This window comes from Pseudomonas sp. LBUM1676 (assembly GCF_059695605.1).
Genome location: NZ_CP166777.1, coordinates 3217207 through 3233311 on the forward strand (window position 1 = coordinate 3217207; position 16105 = coordinate 3233311).

General features: G+C 61.8%; 14 protein-coding genes and 1 tRNA gene. 10 read left to right on the forward strand and 5 right to left on the reverse strand.

The features are described 5' to 3' along the window. Positions 1–81: 81 nt before the first annotated feature. The 3 genes from ACA041_RS14965 to ACA041_RS14975 form a co-directional block, all read right to left on the reverse strand. On the reverse strand, positions 82–378 hold the full coding sequence (locus ACA041_RS14965; RefSeq protein ID WP_497441822.1) for a hypothetical protein: 297 nt from the start codon (positions 376–378) through the stop codon (positions 82–84). A gap of 188 nt (positions 379–566) precedes the next feature. Further along, a complete protein-coding gene (locus ACA041_RS14970; protein ID WP_497441823.1) occupies positions 567–1910 on the reverse strand; it encodes a cation:proton antiporter in 1344 nt (447 codons plus the stop codon). A 46-nt stretch (positions 1911–1956) separates the two neighbouring features. Further along, positions 1957–2568 (reverse strand): Yip1 family protein, encoded by a 612-nt coding sequence (locus tag ACA041_RS14975; protein ID WP_497441824.1) that lies wholly within the window; start codon positions 2566–2568, stop codon positions 1957–1959. A gap of 170 nt (positions 2569–2738) precedes the next feature. Between ACA041_RS14975 and ACA041_RS14980 the strand changes: the two genes are divergently transcribed. From ACA041_RS14980 to ACA041_RS14990, 3 genes are read left to right on the forward strand one after another with little or no spacing between them, the layout of a single operon-like run. Beyond that, on the forward strand, positions 2739–3239 hold the full coding sequence (locus ACA041_RS14980) for a CinA family protein (RefSeq protein ID WP_497441825.1): 501 nt from the start codon (positions 2739–2741) through the stop codon (positions 3237–3239). Positions 3240–3248: 9 nt separating this feature from the next. Further along, complete coding sequence (locus ACA041_RS14985) at positions 3249–3767, forward strand: hypothetical protein (RefSeq protein WP_497441826.1); 519 nt, start codon at positions 3249–3251, stop codon at positions 3765–3767. A 7-nt stretch (positions 3768–3774) separates the two neighbouring features. Further along, the gene (locus ACA041_RS14990) at positions 3775–4224 is read left to right on the forward strand and encodes a DUF421 domain-containing protein (RefSeq protein WP_497441827.1); all 450 of its coding nucleotides are present in this window, start codon (positions 3775–3777) and stop codon (positions 4222–4224) included. Positions 4225–4398: 174 nt separating this feature from the next. On the opposite strand, the gene ACA041_RS14995 is transcribed toward ACA041_RS14990, so the two are convergent. Further along, positions 4399–5256 (reverse strand): SDR family oxidoreductase, encoded by an 858-nt coding sequence (locus tag ACA041_RS14995; protein WP_497441828.1) that lies wholly within the window; start codon positions 5254–5256, stop codon positions 4399–4401. Between the two features lie 231 nt (positions 5257–5487). Then, complete coding sequence (locus ACA041_RS15000) at positions 5488–6642, reverse strand: MalY/PatB family protein (RefSeq protein ID WP_497441829.1); 1155 nt, start codon at positions 6640–6642, stop codon at positions 5488–5490. 235 nt (positions 6643–6877) lie between these two features. On the opposite strand from ACA041_RS15000, the gene fdnG reads away from it, so the two are divergent. From fdnG to ACA041_RS15035, 7 genes are all read left to right on the forward strand, one after another. Beyond that, positions 6878–9943, forward strand: coding sequence for a formate dehydrogenase-N subunit alpha (gene fdnG / locus ACA041_RS15005; protein ID WP_497441830.1), 3066 nt, complete (start codon positions 6878–6880; stop codon positions 9941–9943). Further along, entirely contained in the window at positions 9944–10879 is a 936-nt protein-coding gene (gene fdxH, locus ACA041_RS15010; RefSeq protein WP_497441831.1) for a formate dehydrogenase subunit beta, read from the forward strand. Then, positions 10876–11529 carry a formate dehydrogenase subunit gamma gene (locus ACA041_RS15015; RefSeq protein WP_497441832.1) on the forward strand — a complete coding sequence of 218 codons (654 nt, stop codon included), beginning with the start codon at positions 10876–10878 and terminating at the stop codon, positions 11527–11529. The genes fdxH and ACA041_RS15015 overlap by 4 nt, the downstream gene beginning before the upstream one ends. 4 nt (positions 11530–11533) lie before the next feature. Then, positions 11534–12460 (forward strand): formate dehydrogenase accessory protein FdhE, encoded by a 927-nt coding sequence (gene fdhE / locus ACA041_RS15020; RefSeq protein WP_497441833.1) that lies wholly within the window; start codon positions 11534–11536, stop codon positions 12458–12460. Between the two features lie 203 nt (positions 12461–12663). Then, positions 12664–14094 carry an L-seryl-tRNA(Sec) selenium transferase gene (gene selA / locus ACA041_RS15025; RefSeq protein ID WP_497441834.1) on the forward strand — a complete coding sequence of 477 codons (1431 nt, stop codon included), beginning with the start codon at positions 12664–12666 and terminating at the stop codon, positions 14092–14094. Next, positions 14091–15998, forward strand: a complete 1908-nt coding sequence (gene selB, locus ACA041_RS15030; RefSeq protein WP_497441835.1) for a selenocysteine-specific translation elongation factor — start codon at positions 14091–14093, stop codon at positions 15996–15998. Before selA ends, selB begins: the two co-directional genes overlap by 4 nt. A gap of 6 nt (positions 15999–16004) precedes the next feature. After that, a tRNA-Sec gene (locus tag ACA041_RS15035) sits at positions 16005–16100 on the forward strand. Positions 16101–16105 lie beyond the last annotated feature (5 nt).

Genomic DNA, 16105 nt, shown 5'->3' on the forward strand with positions numbered 1-16105 from the left:
CCAGGATTTGTATGCGACCTCGATAATCGCCGCACCGCTGCGATGGCGTCCTTGGGATCGGCGTAGCGTGTGCCTGTGCCGTCACACCCTAGATTCGTCTTGCTGACGCAACCGTTGCGCGTTTTGGGTGGCCATCGAAACCGGTGGGAAATCCGCATTAAGCACGCGCAAGTGCTCGATCGCTTCCTTGAACTTCAAGTCGGCCTTCCTGCGCAGTGCCTGATAGCGATCAAACAGCTCCACGTCCATTTCGCTGCCATCGAGCAATTCGAACGCGCTGCGGCTTAGCGCCTGGGCGTCGGCAAACATTTGACGATTACGCTCCAGGGCGAATGCCCGGCAGGCCTTGATTTCATCGCAGGTGGAATAGTGAATCATGACCAACACCTTATTTTTTCGAGGTCCCTTTTAATAGGCTTCAGCGCCACAGGGGAACCGAACCTGTTGAATTCCGCCGTGTAAAAGCCGGGCAGGATTAAGCTTGTGACCTGCCGGATCGCCCAAGGATTTCAAATTTATGAAGGCGAAAATTCGATGATTTCGGCGGTAAAAGCGTAGGGGTAAAATCAACTATCCTGTTTTTTACGCCGTTCATATCGAGCCAGGATCGGCTGGGTGCTGATCCCGTGAACAAGGATGCTCAGCGCAACCACGGACAGGGTCAGGTCGATGCACAGCGTTGCGATGGACGGAGCCAGCCCGTGGTTCAGTGCATAAAACAGGTAAAACAGACTGCCGATGCCGCGTATGCCGAACCAGCCGATCAACAGGCGCTGGCGACCGTCCAGCAAACCACCCCAAGGCATGGCAACCACACTCAAGGGTCGGATCAGGCAAAACAACACGCCAGCAATCGCCAGCGCCCGCCAGTCCCAATGCGCGACCAGTACCACGCCGAGCAGCGTCACCAGAAAGACTTCCATGGCCCGTTCCACCAGCCCGCCGAAGGCGAGCATATCGCCCATCATGATGCCCGCTGCCACCTGCGTGTCTTCCAGACTGGCGGTATCACCATGCACGGCATGCTGCGGCTCGACGTTCTGGTGCCCGACCACCGGCTGCACCAGATGCTCGGCGGGAAGCTCATCGTTGCCCGTGGATTTGACCTCTTCCTGACGCAAACCCAGGCCTGCGGCGAACACCGACAGAAAGCCATAGCCATGAATGGACTCCGCCACCACATACGACAGGGCGATCAAGGCAAGGGCGAGGTAATCATTTGGCGAAAGCGTGCTGTCATCGTTTCTGATCCGCAGCGACAAGGTCACGCGGCCAATACCGCGTCCCATCCAATACCCGGTAAGCAAACCGGCAGGCACTGCCCACAAGACGTTGCGCAGTACCCAATCGCTCAGCCAGCCGGGGTTGCCGTCGTGTTGCACCAGCAGCAGACCGAGGATCACGAATGGAAAGGCGATACCGTCATTGAGGCCGGCCTCACCCGACAGGCCGAAGCGCACGCTGTCGTCATCGCGGGCGTCGTTGACTTGCACCAGGGAGGCGAGCACCGGATCGGTCGGTGCCAGGATCGAGCCGATCAACACGGAAGCTCCCCAAGTTAGCTCAAACCCGTAGTGCAGCAACAGACTGACGCCGGCAATGGTCAACAGCATCACCGGACCAGCCAGCCCGAAGGCGATCCGCCAGTTTTTCTCCCTGAGTGGCGAGCGTAATTTCAGGCCGCAGACGAACAACGAAAACAGCACCGCGACTTCAGTCAGGTGCTCCATCCAGATGGACGCGTCGGGCGTGTCCACTTTCAGCAGCCCAAGGCCCGCCGGCCCGATAGCGACCCCCAGCACCAGGCATACGGCGGAGGTGGTCACCGGCATCCATCGCAAGTACGACGAAGTCAGTGCCAGCGTCAGCAGCACGGCCCCCAACACCGCCACCCAGACAATGAAACTCATGACCGGAGTTCACTGCAGGCGGCGTGGGCCTCAAGGGCCGAAGTCATCAACCGACAGTCGCGCGCAGGTATTCAGGGGTCAATACGTTGAACCAGATCAGGATCATTTCCACCACGATGGTCACCAGCACCAACAACCCGACGCCCCAGACGCAAGCCGCATTCAACAGGCCTTGTTCCTTGCGCTCGTGCATGAAGGTCGGCAGGCCGACGAACAGCAGGAAGGTCGAATAGAGCGAGGCGGCGCCCAGCACGGTGATCGCCAGCCAGCGGCTCGGGTACAGACCGGCAATGCCAGCGAGGAAAAACGGCGTCACGGTATAGGCGGCGAAACCGATGCATTGATTGAGCGTCGGCCGCGAGTCGAATGTGCGAGACATCCAGCGGATGAACACTCCCATCAGCGCCACGCCGGCGATGATGGTCACGTAGAGCATTGCGCACAGCTGCAAGGCACTGCCGGCGCTGAGCTTGACGATTTCATTTTCAGCCAGGCTCCAGCCGACATAGGTGGTGCCGATAAACAGGCATACGGCGGGGATCAAGGCCAGCAGCAACAAATGAGCGAGGTAATGGCGCGGATGCGCTTCTTCTTCCTTGCGGATATCCGTCCACGCGAAGTTCGGTTGTGTGAACAGCTTGACGATAGGTGCGGACATGATGACCTCCTGATCTGGAGCGGCCCATGACACAGGGCCCCTAAACGTATTGAGGGGCAAGTTTTGCCAGGGGTTCATTTTTTTCACGGCTGGCTCGGGCAGGGCCGATAGAGGGAATGTTTGGCGGTGGCCAGGGTCAACCGAGCAGTTCCCTGCCTGGAAGATTTGTCATGAATGTCAGCCAATCCGTGGTCGAGTATCTGCGTCAAAACGACTTGCTGCTGACCACCGCAGAGTCCTGTACGGCCGGCAAGATCGTCACACTGCTGGCTGAGGTACCGCACAGCGGAAAGTTGATCGAAAGCGGCTATGTGGTCTATTCCCCCGAGGCCAAGCAACGTCTGCTCAACGTCAGCCCGCAGACGATCGAAACCTTCAACCTGACCAGCTGTGAAGTCGCTCGGGAAATGGCTTCGGGAGCACTGCGCGACAGCACGGCCAATGTCGCGGTGGCCACTACCGGTATTCTCGGGCCGGAGGACGTCGATGGCATCCCGGCTGGAACCATATGTTTCGCCTGGGCCTTTCAGACCGGGCAGGGGCGCAGCGTGTTCAGTGAACAGCAGCGGTTTTTCGGGACACGTTCCGAGGTCCAGTTAATGGCCGCCGAGCATGCCTTGAAGCAGCTGGCGCATTTCCACCAACGGGCACTGGCGGGTGAGCAAGGGTAGGGGCACTTGATGAACGATGAATCCGGCCATACCGATTACCGCAGCCGCGACTACCCCGTGCGTGAAGACATGGCGCATCAGGTCAAGGTCTGGCGGTTCGAGCGCTGGGGCTGGTACACCCTGGTGCTGTTGGTGGTGCTGGCCCTGCTCGGGCTGTTTTCACGCGGGCCGCTGAGCACCCGGGACGTGCAGGGCAGCGATGGCAGGGTCAGGGTGCAATACGAGATGTTCCACCGCAACGGATCGACCAACCCGATGCAGATCAGCGTGACCGGTATGCCCGAGGCCATGGTCGAGCTGGAGTTGACCGGAGCGTTGTTGGACGGCTTCAGTATCGAAAGCCTGCAGCCGCAACCCCTTCGTGCGACCAGTGCCGGGCAAGGCATGAAGCTGTGGCTGCAGACCGACGCGCAGGGCCGGGCAAACCTGCATTTGACGTTACGTGGCGATGGGCTGGGCCTGTATCACAGCCGTGTCACAGCGCCGGGCGCCACGCCGGTGAACCTCGATCAATTCATTTTCCCTTAGGTGACCTATGGACTCGGTATTGCGCGCGGCCGCGATGTATCTGGCGCTGATGGTGCTGTTCAAGATCGCCGGCCGTCGCTCACTGGCCGAGTTGACGACGTTCGATTTCGTCCTGTTGATGATCATCGGCGAGGCAACGCAACAGGCGTTGTTGGGCGATGACTTTTCCCTGACCAATTCGATGCTGGTCATCGTCACATTGATTGCCATCGACGTCGGTCTGTCGCTGCTCAAACAGCGCTCGCAATGGGTGTCGCAGCTGATCGATGGCGGGCCGACGATCATCGTCGAGAATGGCAAGTTGCTGCACAAGCGCCTGCGCCAAGCGCGATTGATCGAGGCCGATGTCATGGAGGCCGCGCGCTCGAGCCAGGGCATCGAAACCCTGGATCAAATCAAGTTCGCGATCCTTGAGCGCAACGGCAAGATATCGGTCATCCCCCAGGAATCACCATGAACACACACTCTTGCCTCCGTGGCGAGGGAGCCTGCTCCCGCTTGAGTGCGCAGCACTCACAAAAAACTTCAATATCCGGAAGGTTTTGGGGCCGCTGCGCAGCCCAGCGGGAGCAAGCTCCCTCGCCACGGGTTTGTCATTGATCCTGGCGTGGGGTTAATCCAGGTAATGCGTTCAGAGCATCGGTTTACCGCCGGTAATGCCGTACCGCTGACCGGTGATGTAGCTGGCTTCATCCGACGCCAGCAGCACATAGATCGGCGCCACTTCCACCGGTTGGCCCGGACGTCCAAGCGGTGTCTGCCCCCCAAAATTCTGCACTTCTTCATCGGGCATGGTCGAGACGATCAACGGCGTCCAGATCGGTCCCGGTGCCACGCAGTTGACCCGGATGTTCTTCTCGCCCAGCATCTGCGCCAGGCCGGCGGTGAAGTTGGCGATCGCGCCCTTGGTCGTGGCGTAGGGCAGGAGAGTCGGCTTGGGCATGTCCGAATTGACCGAGCTGGTATTGATGATCGAACTGCCAGGTTGCATGTGCTTGAGCGCGGCCTGGCAGATGCGGAAGATGGCGGTGATGTTGACGTCGAAGGTCATCACCCATTCTTCATCCGGAATGTCCTCGATGTTTTTGTGTGTCATCTGGAACGCGGCATTGTTGACCAGCACATCGATGCGGCCGAAGCGTTCGACCGTCTTGTCGACCAGGGCCTGGCATTGCGCTTTTTGCGCCAGGTCGCCGGGCAGCAACAGGCATTGACGACCGGCCTGCTCGACCCAGCGTGCGGTTTCCTGCGCGTCTTCATGTTCGTTGAGGTAGGCAACGACCACATCCGCGCCTTCACGGGCGAAGGCAATGGCGACGGCACGCCCGATGCCGCTGTCGGCGCCGGTGATCAGGGCGATCTTGCCCTGCAGTTTGCCCGAGCCCTTGTAACTCTGTTCCCCACAGTCAGGGTAAGGCTCCATTTTCTTCTGGGAACCGGGAACTGGCTGGCGTTGTTTGGGGAAGGGTGGTTTTGGATAGTCGTTCATGGGGAAATCTCCGTGTTCAAGGCAGAAGAGTCAAAGGGTTGACCCTGGTGTTTTGCCTTGAGTTCGGTTGGATTTCAGGAGGGTGCAACATTCCAAAAAGCACACAATTCCCTTGTGGGAGCGAGCTTGCTCGCGAAGACGGTGTATCAGGCGACGTCAATATCGACTGGAAGTCCGTCTTCGCGAGCAGGCTCGCTCCCACAGGGTATTTGTGTTGCCTAGAGCAGCGGGTCAGACCTTGAGCTTGAGCAAACTACGCTCCATCCGCGCAATGCCTTCTTCCAGCAACGCCCGCGGGCAACCGAAATTCACCCGCACGAACTGCTGGCTGTCGTCGCCGAAATCCAGGCCGGCACTGAGCCCGACCCTGGCCTGTTCGAGAAAGAACTGCTGCGGGTTGTCCAGCCCCAGCGCCGAGCAGTCGAGCCACGCCAGGTACGTGCTCTGGGGCACGTTCATGGTCACGCCCGGCAACCGGCTGCGAACGGCCTCGACCAGGTAATCGCGGTTGCCTTGCAGATACGTCATCAGTTCGGCCAGCCAGGGACCGCCTTCGCTGTAGGCAATGCGGGTGGCTTCCAGGCCCAGCGGGTTGACGCTGTCGACCAGGCCGCAGCGCGCGTGGTTGACCCGTTCACGCACGGCTTTGTCCTGAATGATCATGAACGAAGTCTTGAGCCCGGCAATGTTATAGGCCTTGCTCGCCGACATCAGGGTGATGGTGCGCTTGGCGATGTCCGGGCTCAATGTGGCGATCGGCACATGCACACGCCCGTCGAAGCACAGCTCGGCATGGATCTCGTCGGAGATGATCCAGGCGTCCTGTTCCAGGCAGATGTCCGCCACGGCTTGCAGTTCTTCCCGGGGGAACACCTTGCCCAGCGGGTTGTGCGGGTTGCTCAGCAGCAGGGCGCCGCCGCCTTCCAGGGACTGGCGCAATGTCGCCAATGGCGTGGCGTAGGTCCCGTCCGGCATGGCGTCGAAACCCAGTTCGACCTTGTTCAGCCCCCAATGGCCCGGTGCGTGCCGCAGCGGCGGGTAGTTGGGGGTCTGGACCACGACGTTCTGTTGCGGCTGGACCAGCGCATGCAGGGCCATGTTGAACCCCGATTCCACGCCTGGCAGAAAGACCAGCTCCTGGGGCTCGACGCGCCAGGCATACTTGCTCCACAGCCCGGCAACGATGGCATCGCGCAAGTCGTCCTGCGCCACGCTGTAACCGAGCAACGGGTGTTCCAGACGTTTTTGCAGGGCCTGGATGATCACCGGCGGCGCGGCGAAGTCCATGTCGGCGACCCACATCGGCAACACGTCGGCCGGGTAACGGCTCCATTTGGTACTGCCGGTGTCGTGGCGGTCGAACACCTGATCAAAATCGAAAGTCATGCTCATCTCATAAAGGCCGGGATAAATACGGCAGACATGATAAGCGCCAAGCCCTGTGGGAGCGAGCCTGCTCGCGAAAGCAAACAAGGCTGTCAAGCGGCCGACGGTCGGTTTTCACACTAGGCACACGCAGCATTGTCTACAGTTTCAAGTGTCGGTAGCCACGCTGCCGTCACCGTGATCGTCCAGAAAAACCCGGCAAAAGTACCGGGTCTCCACCTGACAGGAGTGCACGATGGACCTCAACCGTCGTCAGTTCTTCAAGGTCGCTGGTATCGGCCTTGCGGGCTCGAGCCTCGGCGCGCTGGGCATGGCCCCGGCGCCTGCCTTTGCGGAGCAGGTGCGCCACTTCAAGCTTGCCCACACCCATGAAACCCGCAACACCTGTCCGTATTGCTCGGTCGGTTGCGGGTTGATCATGTACAGCCAGGGCGATGCCGCCAAGAATGTCGCGCAAAACATCATCCACATCGAAGGCGATGCCGACCACCCGGTCAATCGCGGCACCCTGTGCCCCAAAGGCGCCGGCTTGCTGGACTTTATTCACAGTCCCGGTCGGCTGCAGTATCCGCAGGTGCGCAAACCCGGCAGCAGCGAGTGGACGCGTATCTCTTGGGATGAAGCGCTGGATCGCGTGGCCGACCTGATGAAGGCCGACCGCGATGCCAACTTCATCGAGAAGAACGAAGAGGGTCAGACGGTGAACCGCTGGCTGACCACCGGTTTCCTCGCGGCCTCGGCAGCGTCCAACGAAGCGGGCTACATCACCCACAAGGTCATCCGCAGTCTCGGCATGCTGGGGTTCGATAACCAGGCGCGTGTCTGACACGGCCCGACGGTGGCAAGTCTTGCCCCGACGTTTGGCCGTGGTGCCATGACCAATACCTGGACCGATATCGCCAACGCGAATCTGATCCTGGTGATGGGCGGCAACGCAGCAGAAGCGCACCCCTGCGGTTTCAAATGGGTGACCGAAGCCAAGGCGCACAATGCCGCCAGGCTGATCGTGGTCGACCCGCGTTTCACCCGCACCGCGTCCGTGGCCGACTATTACGCGCCAATCCGCACCGGCACCGACATCGCCTTCATGGGCGGGCTGATCAATTACCTGCTGACCGAGGACAAGATCCAGCACGAGTACGTGCGCAACTACACCGACCTGTCGTTTCTCGTCGACCCCGGGTTCAGTTTCGAGGACGGGATCTTCAGTGGCTATGACGCGGTGAAACGCCGCTACACCGACAAGACCACCTGGAACTATCAATACGCGGAAGACGGCTTCGCCAAGGTCGACCCGACCCTGCAAGACCCGCGCTGCGTCTATCAGTTGCTCAAGCAGCATTACACCCGATACAGCCTGGAACTGGTGAGCCAGATCTGCGGCATGCCGACTGAATCGATCCAGAAGATCTGGGAAGAAATCGCCACCTGCTCGCAACCGGGCAAGACCATGACGATCCTCTACGCCCTGGGCTGGACCCAGCACTCGATCGGTTCGCAGATCATCCGCAGCGCGGCCATGGTGCAGCTGCTGCTGGGCAATGTCGGCATGCCCGGCGGTGGGGTGAATGCCTTGCGCGGGCACTCCAACATCCAGGGCCTGACTGACCTCGGGTTATTGTCCAATACCTTGACCGGCTATCTGACCCTGCCCAGCGACAGCGAGCAGGACTATGACACCTACATCTTCAAGCGGGCCCTCAAACCCCTGCGCCCCGGGCAAATGTCCTACTGGCAGAACTACGGCAAGTTCCACGTCAGCCTGATGAAATCCTGGTACGGCGCCAATGCCACGGCAGAGAATCATTGGGGCTACGACTACCTGCCGAAAATCGACGTGCCCAGCTACGACATCCTGAAAATGTTCGACATGATGGGCCAGGGCAAGGTCAACGGCTACATGTGCCAGGGCTTCAACCCGATTGCCGCGCTGCCGGATAAAAACCGGGTGACCGCGGCGCTGGCCAAACTGAAGTGGCTGGTGATCATGGACCCGCTGGCCACCGAAACCTCGGAATTCTGGAAAAACGTCGGGCCGTACAACGATGTAAAAAGCGCCGACATCCAGACCGAGGTGATCCGCCTGCCCACCACCTGTTTTGCCGAGGAGGACGGCTCGCTGGTCAACAGCAGCCGCTGGCTGCAATGGCACTGGAAGGGGGCCGACGGCCCCGGAGAATCCCGTACCGACATCCGTATCATGGGCGAATTGTTCCTGCGCCTGCGCCAGCGCTATCAGGCCGAAGGTGGTGCCTATGCCGAGCCATTGATGAAACTGTCGTGGCCGTACAAGGTGCCGCAAGAACCGTCGCCGGAAGAACTGGCCAGGGAAATCAACGGCAACGCCACCGCCGACTTCACCGATGCCACCGGCGCGACGATCAAGGCTGGCGCGCAGCTGGCCGGGTTCGGTCAGCTCAAGGATGACGGCAGCACCGCGTCCGGCTGCTGGCTTTTCTGCGGCAGCTGGACCGAGGCGGGCAACCAGATGGCCCGGCGCGATAACAGCGACCCGTTCGGCATGAAACAGCACCTGGGTTGGGCCTGGGCCTGGCCGGCCAACCGCAGGATTCTCTACAACCGCGCCTCCTGCGACCCGCAAGGCAAACCCTGGGCCGAGAACAAGCGCCTGGTGTGGTGGAACGGCAAGGCCTGGGCCGGCACCGACATACCGGACTACAAGGCCGATTCGCCGCCGGAGGCGGGGATGAACCCGTTCATCATGGCGCCCGAAGGTGTCGGGCGGTTTTTCACCCGGGACAATATGGCCGAAGGGCCATTTCCCGAACACTACGAACCGTTTGAAACGCCGATCGGCATCAACCCGCTGCACCCCAACAACAAGAACGCGACGAGCAACCCGGCGGCGCGGATCTTCGATTCGGTGTGGGACACCCTGGGCGTGGCCAAGGACTATCCGTACGCGGCCACCAGCTACCGGCTGACCGAGCATTTCCACTTCTGGAGCAAGCATTGCAAGCTCAACGCCATCTCCCAACCCGAGCAGTTCGTCGAGATCGGCGAGGTCCTGGCCAAGGAGAAAGGCATCGTCGCCGGGGACAAGGTACGCGTCAGCTCCAAGCGTGGCTTCATCGAAGCGGTGGCGGTGGTGACCAAGCGCATCAGGCCGTTGCAGGTCAACGGTCAGGTGGTGCACCACATTGGTATCCCGTTGCACTGGGGCTTCACCGGCCTGACGCGCCACGGCTACCTGACCAACACCCTGGTGCCGTTCCTCGGCGATGGCAATTCCCAGACCCCGGAATCCAAGTCATTCCTGGTCAACGTGGAGAAAGTCTAAATGGCCAGCCAAGACATCATCGCCCGTTCGGCCACCACCACGGTTTCGCCTTCGGTGCGCAATCAGGATGAAGTGGCGAAGCTGATCGACACCACCAAGTGCATCGGCTGCAAGGCCTGCCAGGTCGCCTGCTCGGAATGGAACGAGCTGCGCGACGACGTCGGTCACAACCTCGGCACCTACGACAACCCCCAGGACCTCAGCGCACAGACCTGGACCTTGATGCGCTTTACCGAGCATGAAACCGATGCCGGCAACCTGGAGTGGCTGATCCGCAAGGACGGCTGCATGCACTGTGCCGAGCCGGGATGCCTGGCGGCGTGCCCGAGTCCCGGGGCAATCATCAAGCACGCCAATGGTATTGTCGATTTCGACCAGGACCATTGCATCGGCTGCGGTTATTGCATCACCGGTTGCCCGTTCAATATTCCGCGCATCTCGCAAAAAGATCACAAGGCCTACAAATGCACCTTGTGCTCGGACCGGGTGGCGGTAGGCCTGGAACCGGCGTGCGTGAAAACCTGCCCGACCGGGGCCATTGTGTTCGGCACCAAGGACGATATGAAGGAGCACGCCGCCGAGCGCATCGTCGACCTCAAGAGCCGCGGATTTGAAAACGCCGGCCTGTACGACCCTGAAGGGGTTGGCGGCACCCATGTCATGTATGTGTTGCATCACGCGGACACCCCGGTGCTCTACGCCGGTTTGCCGGACCATCCGGCGATCAGTCCGTTGGTCGACCTGTGGAAAGGCGTGAGCAAACCCTTGGGCTTGCTCGCCATGGGCTTGGCGGTGTTGGCCGGGTTCTTCCATTACGTGCGAGTCGGGCCGCAGCTGGTCGAGGAGGATGAACTGCCGGGCACCGTCGATCCTGCGGTGCATGAGGTCGATCCGTCGGTGCATACCTTTGATCCGCGCGGGGAGGACAGACCATGATCCGCAGACAGATCCTGCGCTACACCTCGAACCAGCGCACCAACCACTGGCTGGTGGCGATCTTCTTTTTCATGGCCGCGTTGTCGGGGCTGGCGCTGTTTCATCCGGCGTTGTTCTGGCTCAGCCACCTGTTTGGCGGAGGGCCGTGGACGCGCATCCTGCATCCGTTCATGGGCGTGGTGATGTTCGTGCTGTTCCTGGGGTTGGTGATGCAGTTTTTCCGGGCGAATTTCTTTATCTCCAACGACCGGCTGTGGCTGCGGCGCATAGGGCGAGTGATGCGCAATGAGGAGGAGGGCGTGCCGGCGATCGGCAAGTACAACCCGGGACAGAAGTTGCTGTTCTGGACATTGCTGCTGTGCATGCTGGTGCTGCTGTTCAGCGGGCTGGTGATCTGGCGTGCGTATTTCAGCGATTACTTCGGCATCCCGGCGATTCGCTGGGCGATGCTATTGCACGCGTTGGCCGGTTTGATCCTGGTGCTGAGCATCATCGTGCATATTTACGCCGGCATCTGGATCAAGGGCTCGGTCAGCGCCATGTTGCATGGCGGGGTCAGCCGCGCCTGGGCGAAAAAACACCACGAACTCTGGTACCGGGAAGTGACCCGGGACGAGCACCCCGAACGGCCGATCAGCAAAAAAGGATAATGACTTGGCAACGATCCTTGAGCCTGGAGACATCGAAGCGGCGGCAAGTTCACCGCCGTTTCTGCACCTGCCCCCGAACAATCTGTTCACGTTGCGGGCGCAGCGCCTGGAACGGCTCGCCGAAGGGCATCCATTGGCCGATTACCTGCGGCTGATGGCCGGCCTGTGTCATGTCCAGCAGCGTTTGATGGATGATCCGCCCATGTCGGCAATGCCGGACCCCGAAGGCCTGCGGGTCTGCCAGCAACATGGCCTGCCACCGTTCGCCGTCGACAGCCTGGTACGCGAGGGCGGTTGGTTGCCGTATCTTGATGCGCTGTTGCAGCGTTACCCGTCACCTGCGCAAGCGGCGGTCGAAAAGGCCCTGGCGTCCTTGCGCAATGCCAACGCCGGGCAACTCAAGGCCTGGGCGATTGCTTTGCTCAGCGGCCAGTTCACGCTGTTGCCAGCCGCACTGGTCCCCTTCCTTGGCGCCGCGTTGCAGGCGGCCTGGAGCCATTGGTTGTTGAGCTCACCGACACTGCAGTTAAAGCCTGGCGACAGCCTCAGCCAGTGCCCGGCCTGTGGTTCGCCGGCCATGGCCGGGGTGATTCGCCACCGTGGCAAATACAACGGCCTGCGGTATCTGGTGTGCTCGCTGTGTGCCTGTGAATGGCACGTGGTTCGGGTGAAATGCGTGTACTGCGAGCAAAGCAAAGGCCTTCGATACGTCAGCCTCGACGCCGACCGCCACGCCGCCGACCAGGCGCCCCTGCGCGCGGAAACCTGTCCCGGTTGCCGCAGCTACCTGAAACTGCTGTACCTGGAAAACGACGCCGAGGCCGAAGCGCTTTCGACCGACCTGAGCAGCCTGATGCTCGATATGCGGCTGGAGCAGGAAGGTTACCAGCGGCTGGCGCCGAATCTTTTGTTCGCCCCCGGAGGAGACTGAATCGGGCCTGACGGAAAACGCGAATGCGGACTGACATCCGGGATCGATGTCGGCTGACACGGCCTCTTCGCGAGCAGGCTTGCTTCCACAGGTAATCGGGGTGTACACAAATCCCAGTCTCGAAAGATCCAGGGTGGCAGCGAGTCTGCTTGCGAAGAGGTCAGCGGCTACACTCAGGCGGTCAGCGTTTGCGGGAGCTTCTGATGTCCTCCGAGTCCGCCAGCCAGGCCTTGCGGCTACCTTCCATCGACAGTTTGCTGCGTCATCCGGCGTGCCAGCCACTGGTTGAGCGCTATGGGCGCGATGCGCTGCTGGCGAGCGTGCGGCAACTGTTCGATGACTTGCGCGAGGCGGTGCATGACGGGGCGATGGAGGGTGTGGAAATCACCCCGCAAGTGCTGGCAGGAAGGGTCGGCGAGCGGCTGGCGATCCAGCACCGCAGCCATGTCCGCCGAGTGTTCAATCTTACCGGCACGGTGCTGCACACCAACCTCGGTCGCGCGCTATTGCCGCAGGAAGCCATCGAAGCGGTACAGCTCGCCGCCCGATACCCGCTCAACCTGGAATTCGACCTGGACAGCGGCAAGCGCGGCGACCGTGACGATCTGATCGAAGGCCTGATCCGTGAGCTGACGGGCGCCGAAGCCGTGACCGTGGTCAACAACAACGCCGCCGCGGTGCTGCTGACACTCAACAGCCTGGGCGCGCGCAAGGAAGGCATCATTTCCCGGGGCGAGCTGATCGAAATCGGCGGCGCGTTCCGCATTCCCGATATCATGGCCCGGGCCGGGGTGAAGCTCCACGAAGTCGGCACCACCAATCGGACCCATGCCCGCGACTATGAAGCGGCCATCGGTCCGCGCAGCGGCCTGGTGATGCGGGTGCACGCCAGCAATTACAACATTGAAGGTTTCACCGCCCGGGTGTCGACCGCCGAGCTGGCACAACTGGCTCACCGCCACGGACTGCCATTGCTGGAGGACCTCGGCAGCGGCAGCCTGCTGGACCTGACACGCTGGGGCTTGCCCGCCGAACCGACGGTGCGCCAGGCGCTGCTCGACGGCGCGGACATCGTCACCTTCAGCGGCGACAAGTTGCTCGGCGGGCCGCAAGCCGGGTTGATCGTCGGCCGCAAAGACCTGATCGCGCGGATCAAGAAGAACCCGCTCAAGCGCGCCTTGCGGGTCGACAAACTGACCCTGGCCGCCCTCGAAGCGGTGTTGGGCTTGTACCGCGATCCGGACCGCCTGGCCGAACGTCTGCCGAGTCTGCGCCTGCTGACCCGGCCCCAGGCGGACATCCTCGCCCAGGCCGAGCGACTGCAACCCGCGCTGGCAAGGGTGCTCGGCGATGGCTGGAACGTCTGTGCAGTGCCGGCGCTGGGCATGATCGGCAGCGGCAGCCAACCGGTGGCACGCTTGCCAAGTGCCGCGTTATGCCTTCGGCCCGCCTCGTCCAAACGGCTTCGCGGACGACGCCTGCACAGTCTGGAAGCTGCGTTGCGCGGCTTGCCGATTCCGGTGCTTGGGCGCATCGATGACGACGCCTTGTGGCTGGACCTGCGGCAACTGGACAACGAGGCAGGGTTTGTGGCTCAACTCGATCAATTGCAGGAGGAGGGTGCACCAGGGTGATAGTCGGTACCGCGGGTCACATCGACCATGGCAAGACCGCATTGCTCCAGACCTTGACCGGCCAGGCCGGCGATCGTCGCCGGGAAGAGCGTGAGCGCGGCATGACCATCGACCTCGGCTACCTTTATGCGGCGCTGGAACCTGGAGCGCCACTGACCGGTTTCATCGATGTACCCGGTCACGAGCGTTTCACCCACAATATGCTGGCCGGGGCGCAGGGCATCGATCTGGTGCTGCTGGTGGTGGCGGCCGACGACGGCGTCATGCCCCAGACCCGCGAGCATCTGGCGATTGTCCAATTGCTGGGCATCCCTCGGGCATTGATCGCGATCACCAAGTGCGACCGGGTTGATCCCGCAAGGGTGCAAGCCGTACGCGAACAGATTGAAGCTCTGCTGGCGCCCGGACCTTATGTCGGCGCGCCGCTGATAGCGCTGTCGAGTGTGACCGGGGAAGGCATCGAGTCCCTGCGCCAGGCTATGCTGGATGCGCAAAAAGACGTGCTGCAGCGCAGCACCGACGGCGGCTTTCGCCTGGCCATCGATCGCGCTTTCAGCGTAGCCGGCGCCGGTATCGTGGTGACTGGCACGGCATTGTCCGGGCAGGTTGCGGTGGGCGATAGGCTGATGCTCGGTCCCCAGGGGAAACCTGTGCGCGTGCGTGGCCTGCATGCGCAAAATCAAGCGGCGGACCGCGCGTTTGCCGGCCAGCGTGTGGCGTTGAACCTCAGTGCCGAACGTCTGGCGCTGGATCAGATTCACCGTGGGCACTGGCTGCTCGCCGAGTGGTTGCACGCGCCGACCCAGCGCCTGGATGTCGAGTTGCGGTTGCTGGCCAGCGAAGACAGGCCGTTCGAGCACTTTCAACCGGTGCATGTGCATGTGGCTACCCAGGATGTGACGGGGCGGGTGGCCTTGCTCGAAGGCACCAGCCTCGCTCCCGGTGGCCGGACGTTCGCACAACTGCTGCTCAACGCCCCGGTGCACGCTGTCAAGGGCGACCCCCTGATCCTTCGAGACCAGAGCGCGCAACGCACCCTGGGCGGTGGCCGGGTACTCGACCCGTTCGCGCCGAGCCGACAGCGCCGCAGTTCCGAGCGTCTGGCGCAGCTACAGGCACTCGCCACCAGCAGCAGCCTGGAACAGGTTCTGCCGGTGTTGCTGGCCAACAGCGACACCGGTCTCGATCCCCGGCGGCTGGAGCGCCAGTTCGATCGTGCGCGTGATAGTTGGGTGTTGCCTGACGATGTGCGCTTGATCGTCACGCGCCAGGGGCCGTTGCTGTTCAGCGCCGCCCGCTGGGAAGCCTTGAAAGTACCGGTGCTGGAGCATCTCGCGCGTTTTCATCAACTTGAGCCGGATCAAATGGGCCCGGACCGGGACCGCCTGCGTCGATTCACCGGCACAGCGCTGGACCGTCCGACCTTCATCAGCCTGCTTGAGGAGTTGCTGGCAAGCGGCGCCATCATGGCCAGCGGGCCGTGGCTGCATCTGCCCGATCATCAGGTGCGCTTGAGCGAGGACGATGAAATCCTGTGGCAACAATTGCAGCCGTTGTTCGAGCAGGCCGGTTTCGATCCGCCGTGGGTGCGCGACCTGGGTCATGACCCTGTTGCGGTGCGCTTGCTGTTGCGCAAGATGGCGCGTCTGGGACTGGTGCACCAGGTGGTCCGCGACCTGTTCTACACCGATGCAATGCTGCGTCGATTGGCGGCTATGCTGTTGCAACTGGCGGCCGAGAATCCGCAGATCCAGGTCACGGCCTTTCGCGACGCGGTAGGCCTGGGGCGCAAACGCAGCATCCAGATACTCGAATACTTCGACCGGATCGGCCTCACCCGGCGGTTTGGCGACCAGCGTCATATCCGCCTCGACAGTGCACTGGCTCAGCCCTGCGAGCCCTGAATTCAAGGAAGGCAATCGCGCCCGGTGGCGCGGCCGGGCTTCAAACCCGGTTGGGGACGGCATCCGTTCCCGGGCAGGTTCGACTCCCGCTGCCTTCCGCCAATCTA

What these genes read in the sequence shown, in the direction of transcription:
- ACA041_RS14995 (WP_497441828.1), bottom strand. Translation starts at nt 5,256, where the DNA reads ATGAACGACTATCCAAAACCACCCTTCCCCAAACAACGCCAGCCAGTT.
- selA (WP_497441834.1), top strand. Translation starts at nt 12,664, where the DNA reads ATGTCCTCCGAGTCCGCCAGCCAGGCCTTGCGGCTACCTTCCATCGAC.
- ACA041_RS15000 (WP_497441829.1), bottom strand. Translation starts at nt 6,642, where the DNA reads ATGACTTTCGATTTTGATCAGGTGTTCGACCGCCACGACACCGGCAGT.
- ACA041_RS14985 (WP_497441826.1), top strand. Translation starts at nt 3,249, where the DNA reads ATGAACGATGAATCCGGCCATACCGATTACCGCAGCCGCGACTACCCC.
- ACA041_RS14965 (WP_497441822.1), bottom strand. Translation starts at nt 378, where the DNA reads ATGATTCACTATTCCACCTGCGATGAAATCAAGGCCTGCCGGGCATTC.
- fdxH (WP_497441831.1), top strand. Translation starts at nt 9,944, where the DNA reads ATGGCCAGCCAAGACATCATCGCCCGTTCGGCCACCACCACGGTTTCG.
- ACA041_RS14980 (WP_497441825.1), top strand. Translation starts at nt 2,739, where the DNA reads ATGAATGTCAGCCAATCCGTGGTCGAGTATCTGCGTCAAAACGACTTG.
- ACA041_RS15015 (WP_497441832.1), top strand. Translation starts at nt 10,876, where the DNA reads ATGATCCGCAGACAGATCCTGCGCTACACCTCGAACCAGCGCACCAAC.
- ACA041_RS14990 (WP_497441827.1), top strand. Translation starts at nt 3,775, where the DNA reads ATGGACTCGGTATTGCGCGCGGCCGCGATGTATCTGGCGCTGATGGTG.
- ACA041_RS14975 (WP_497441824.1), bottom strand. Translation starts at nt 2,568, where the DNA reads ATGTCCGCACCTATCGTCAAGCTGTTCACACAACCGAACTTCGCGTGG.
- ACA041_RS14970 (WP_497441823.1), bottom strand. Translation starts at nt 1,910, where the DNA reads ATGAGTTTCATTGTCTGGGTGGCGGTGTTGGGGGCCGTGCTGCTGACG.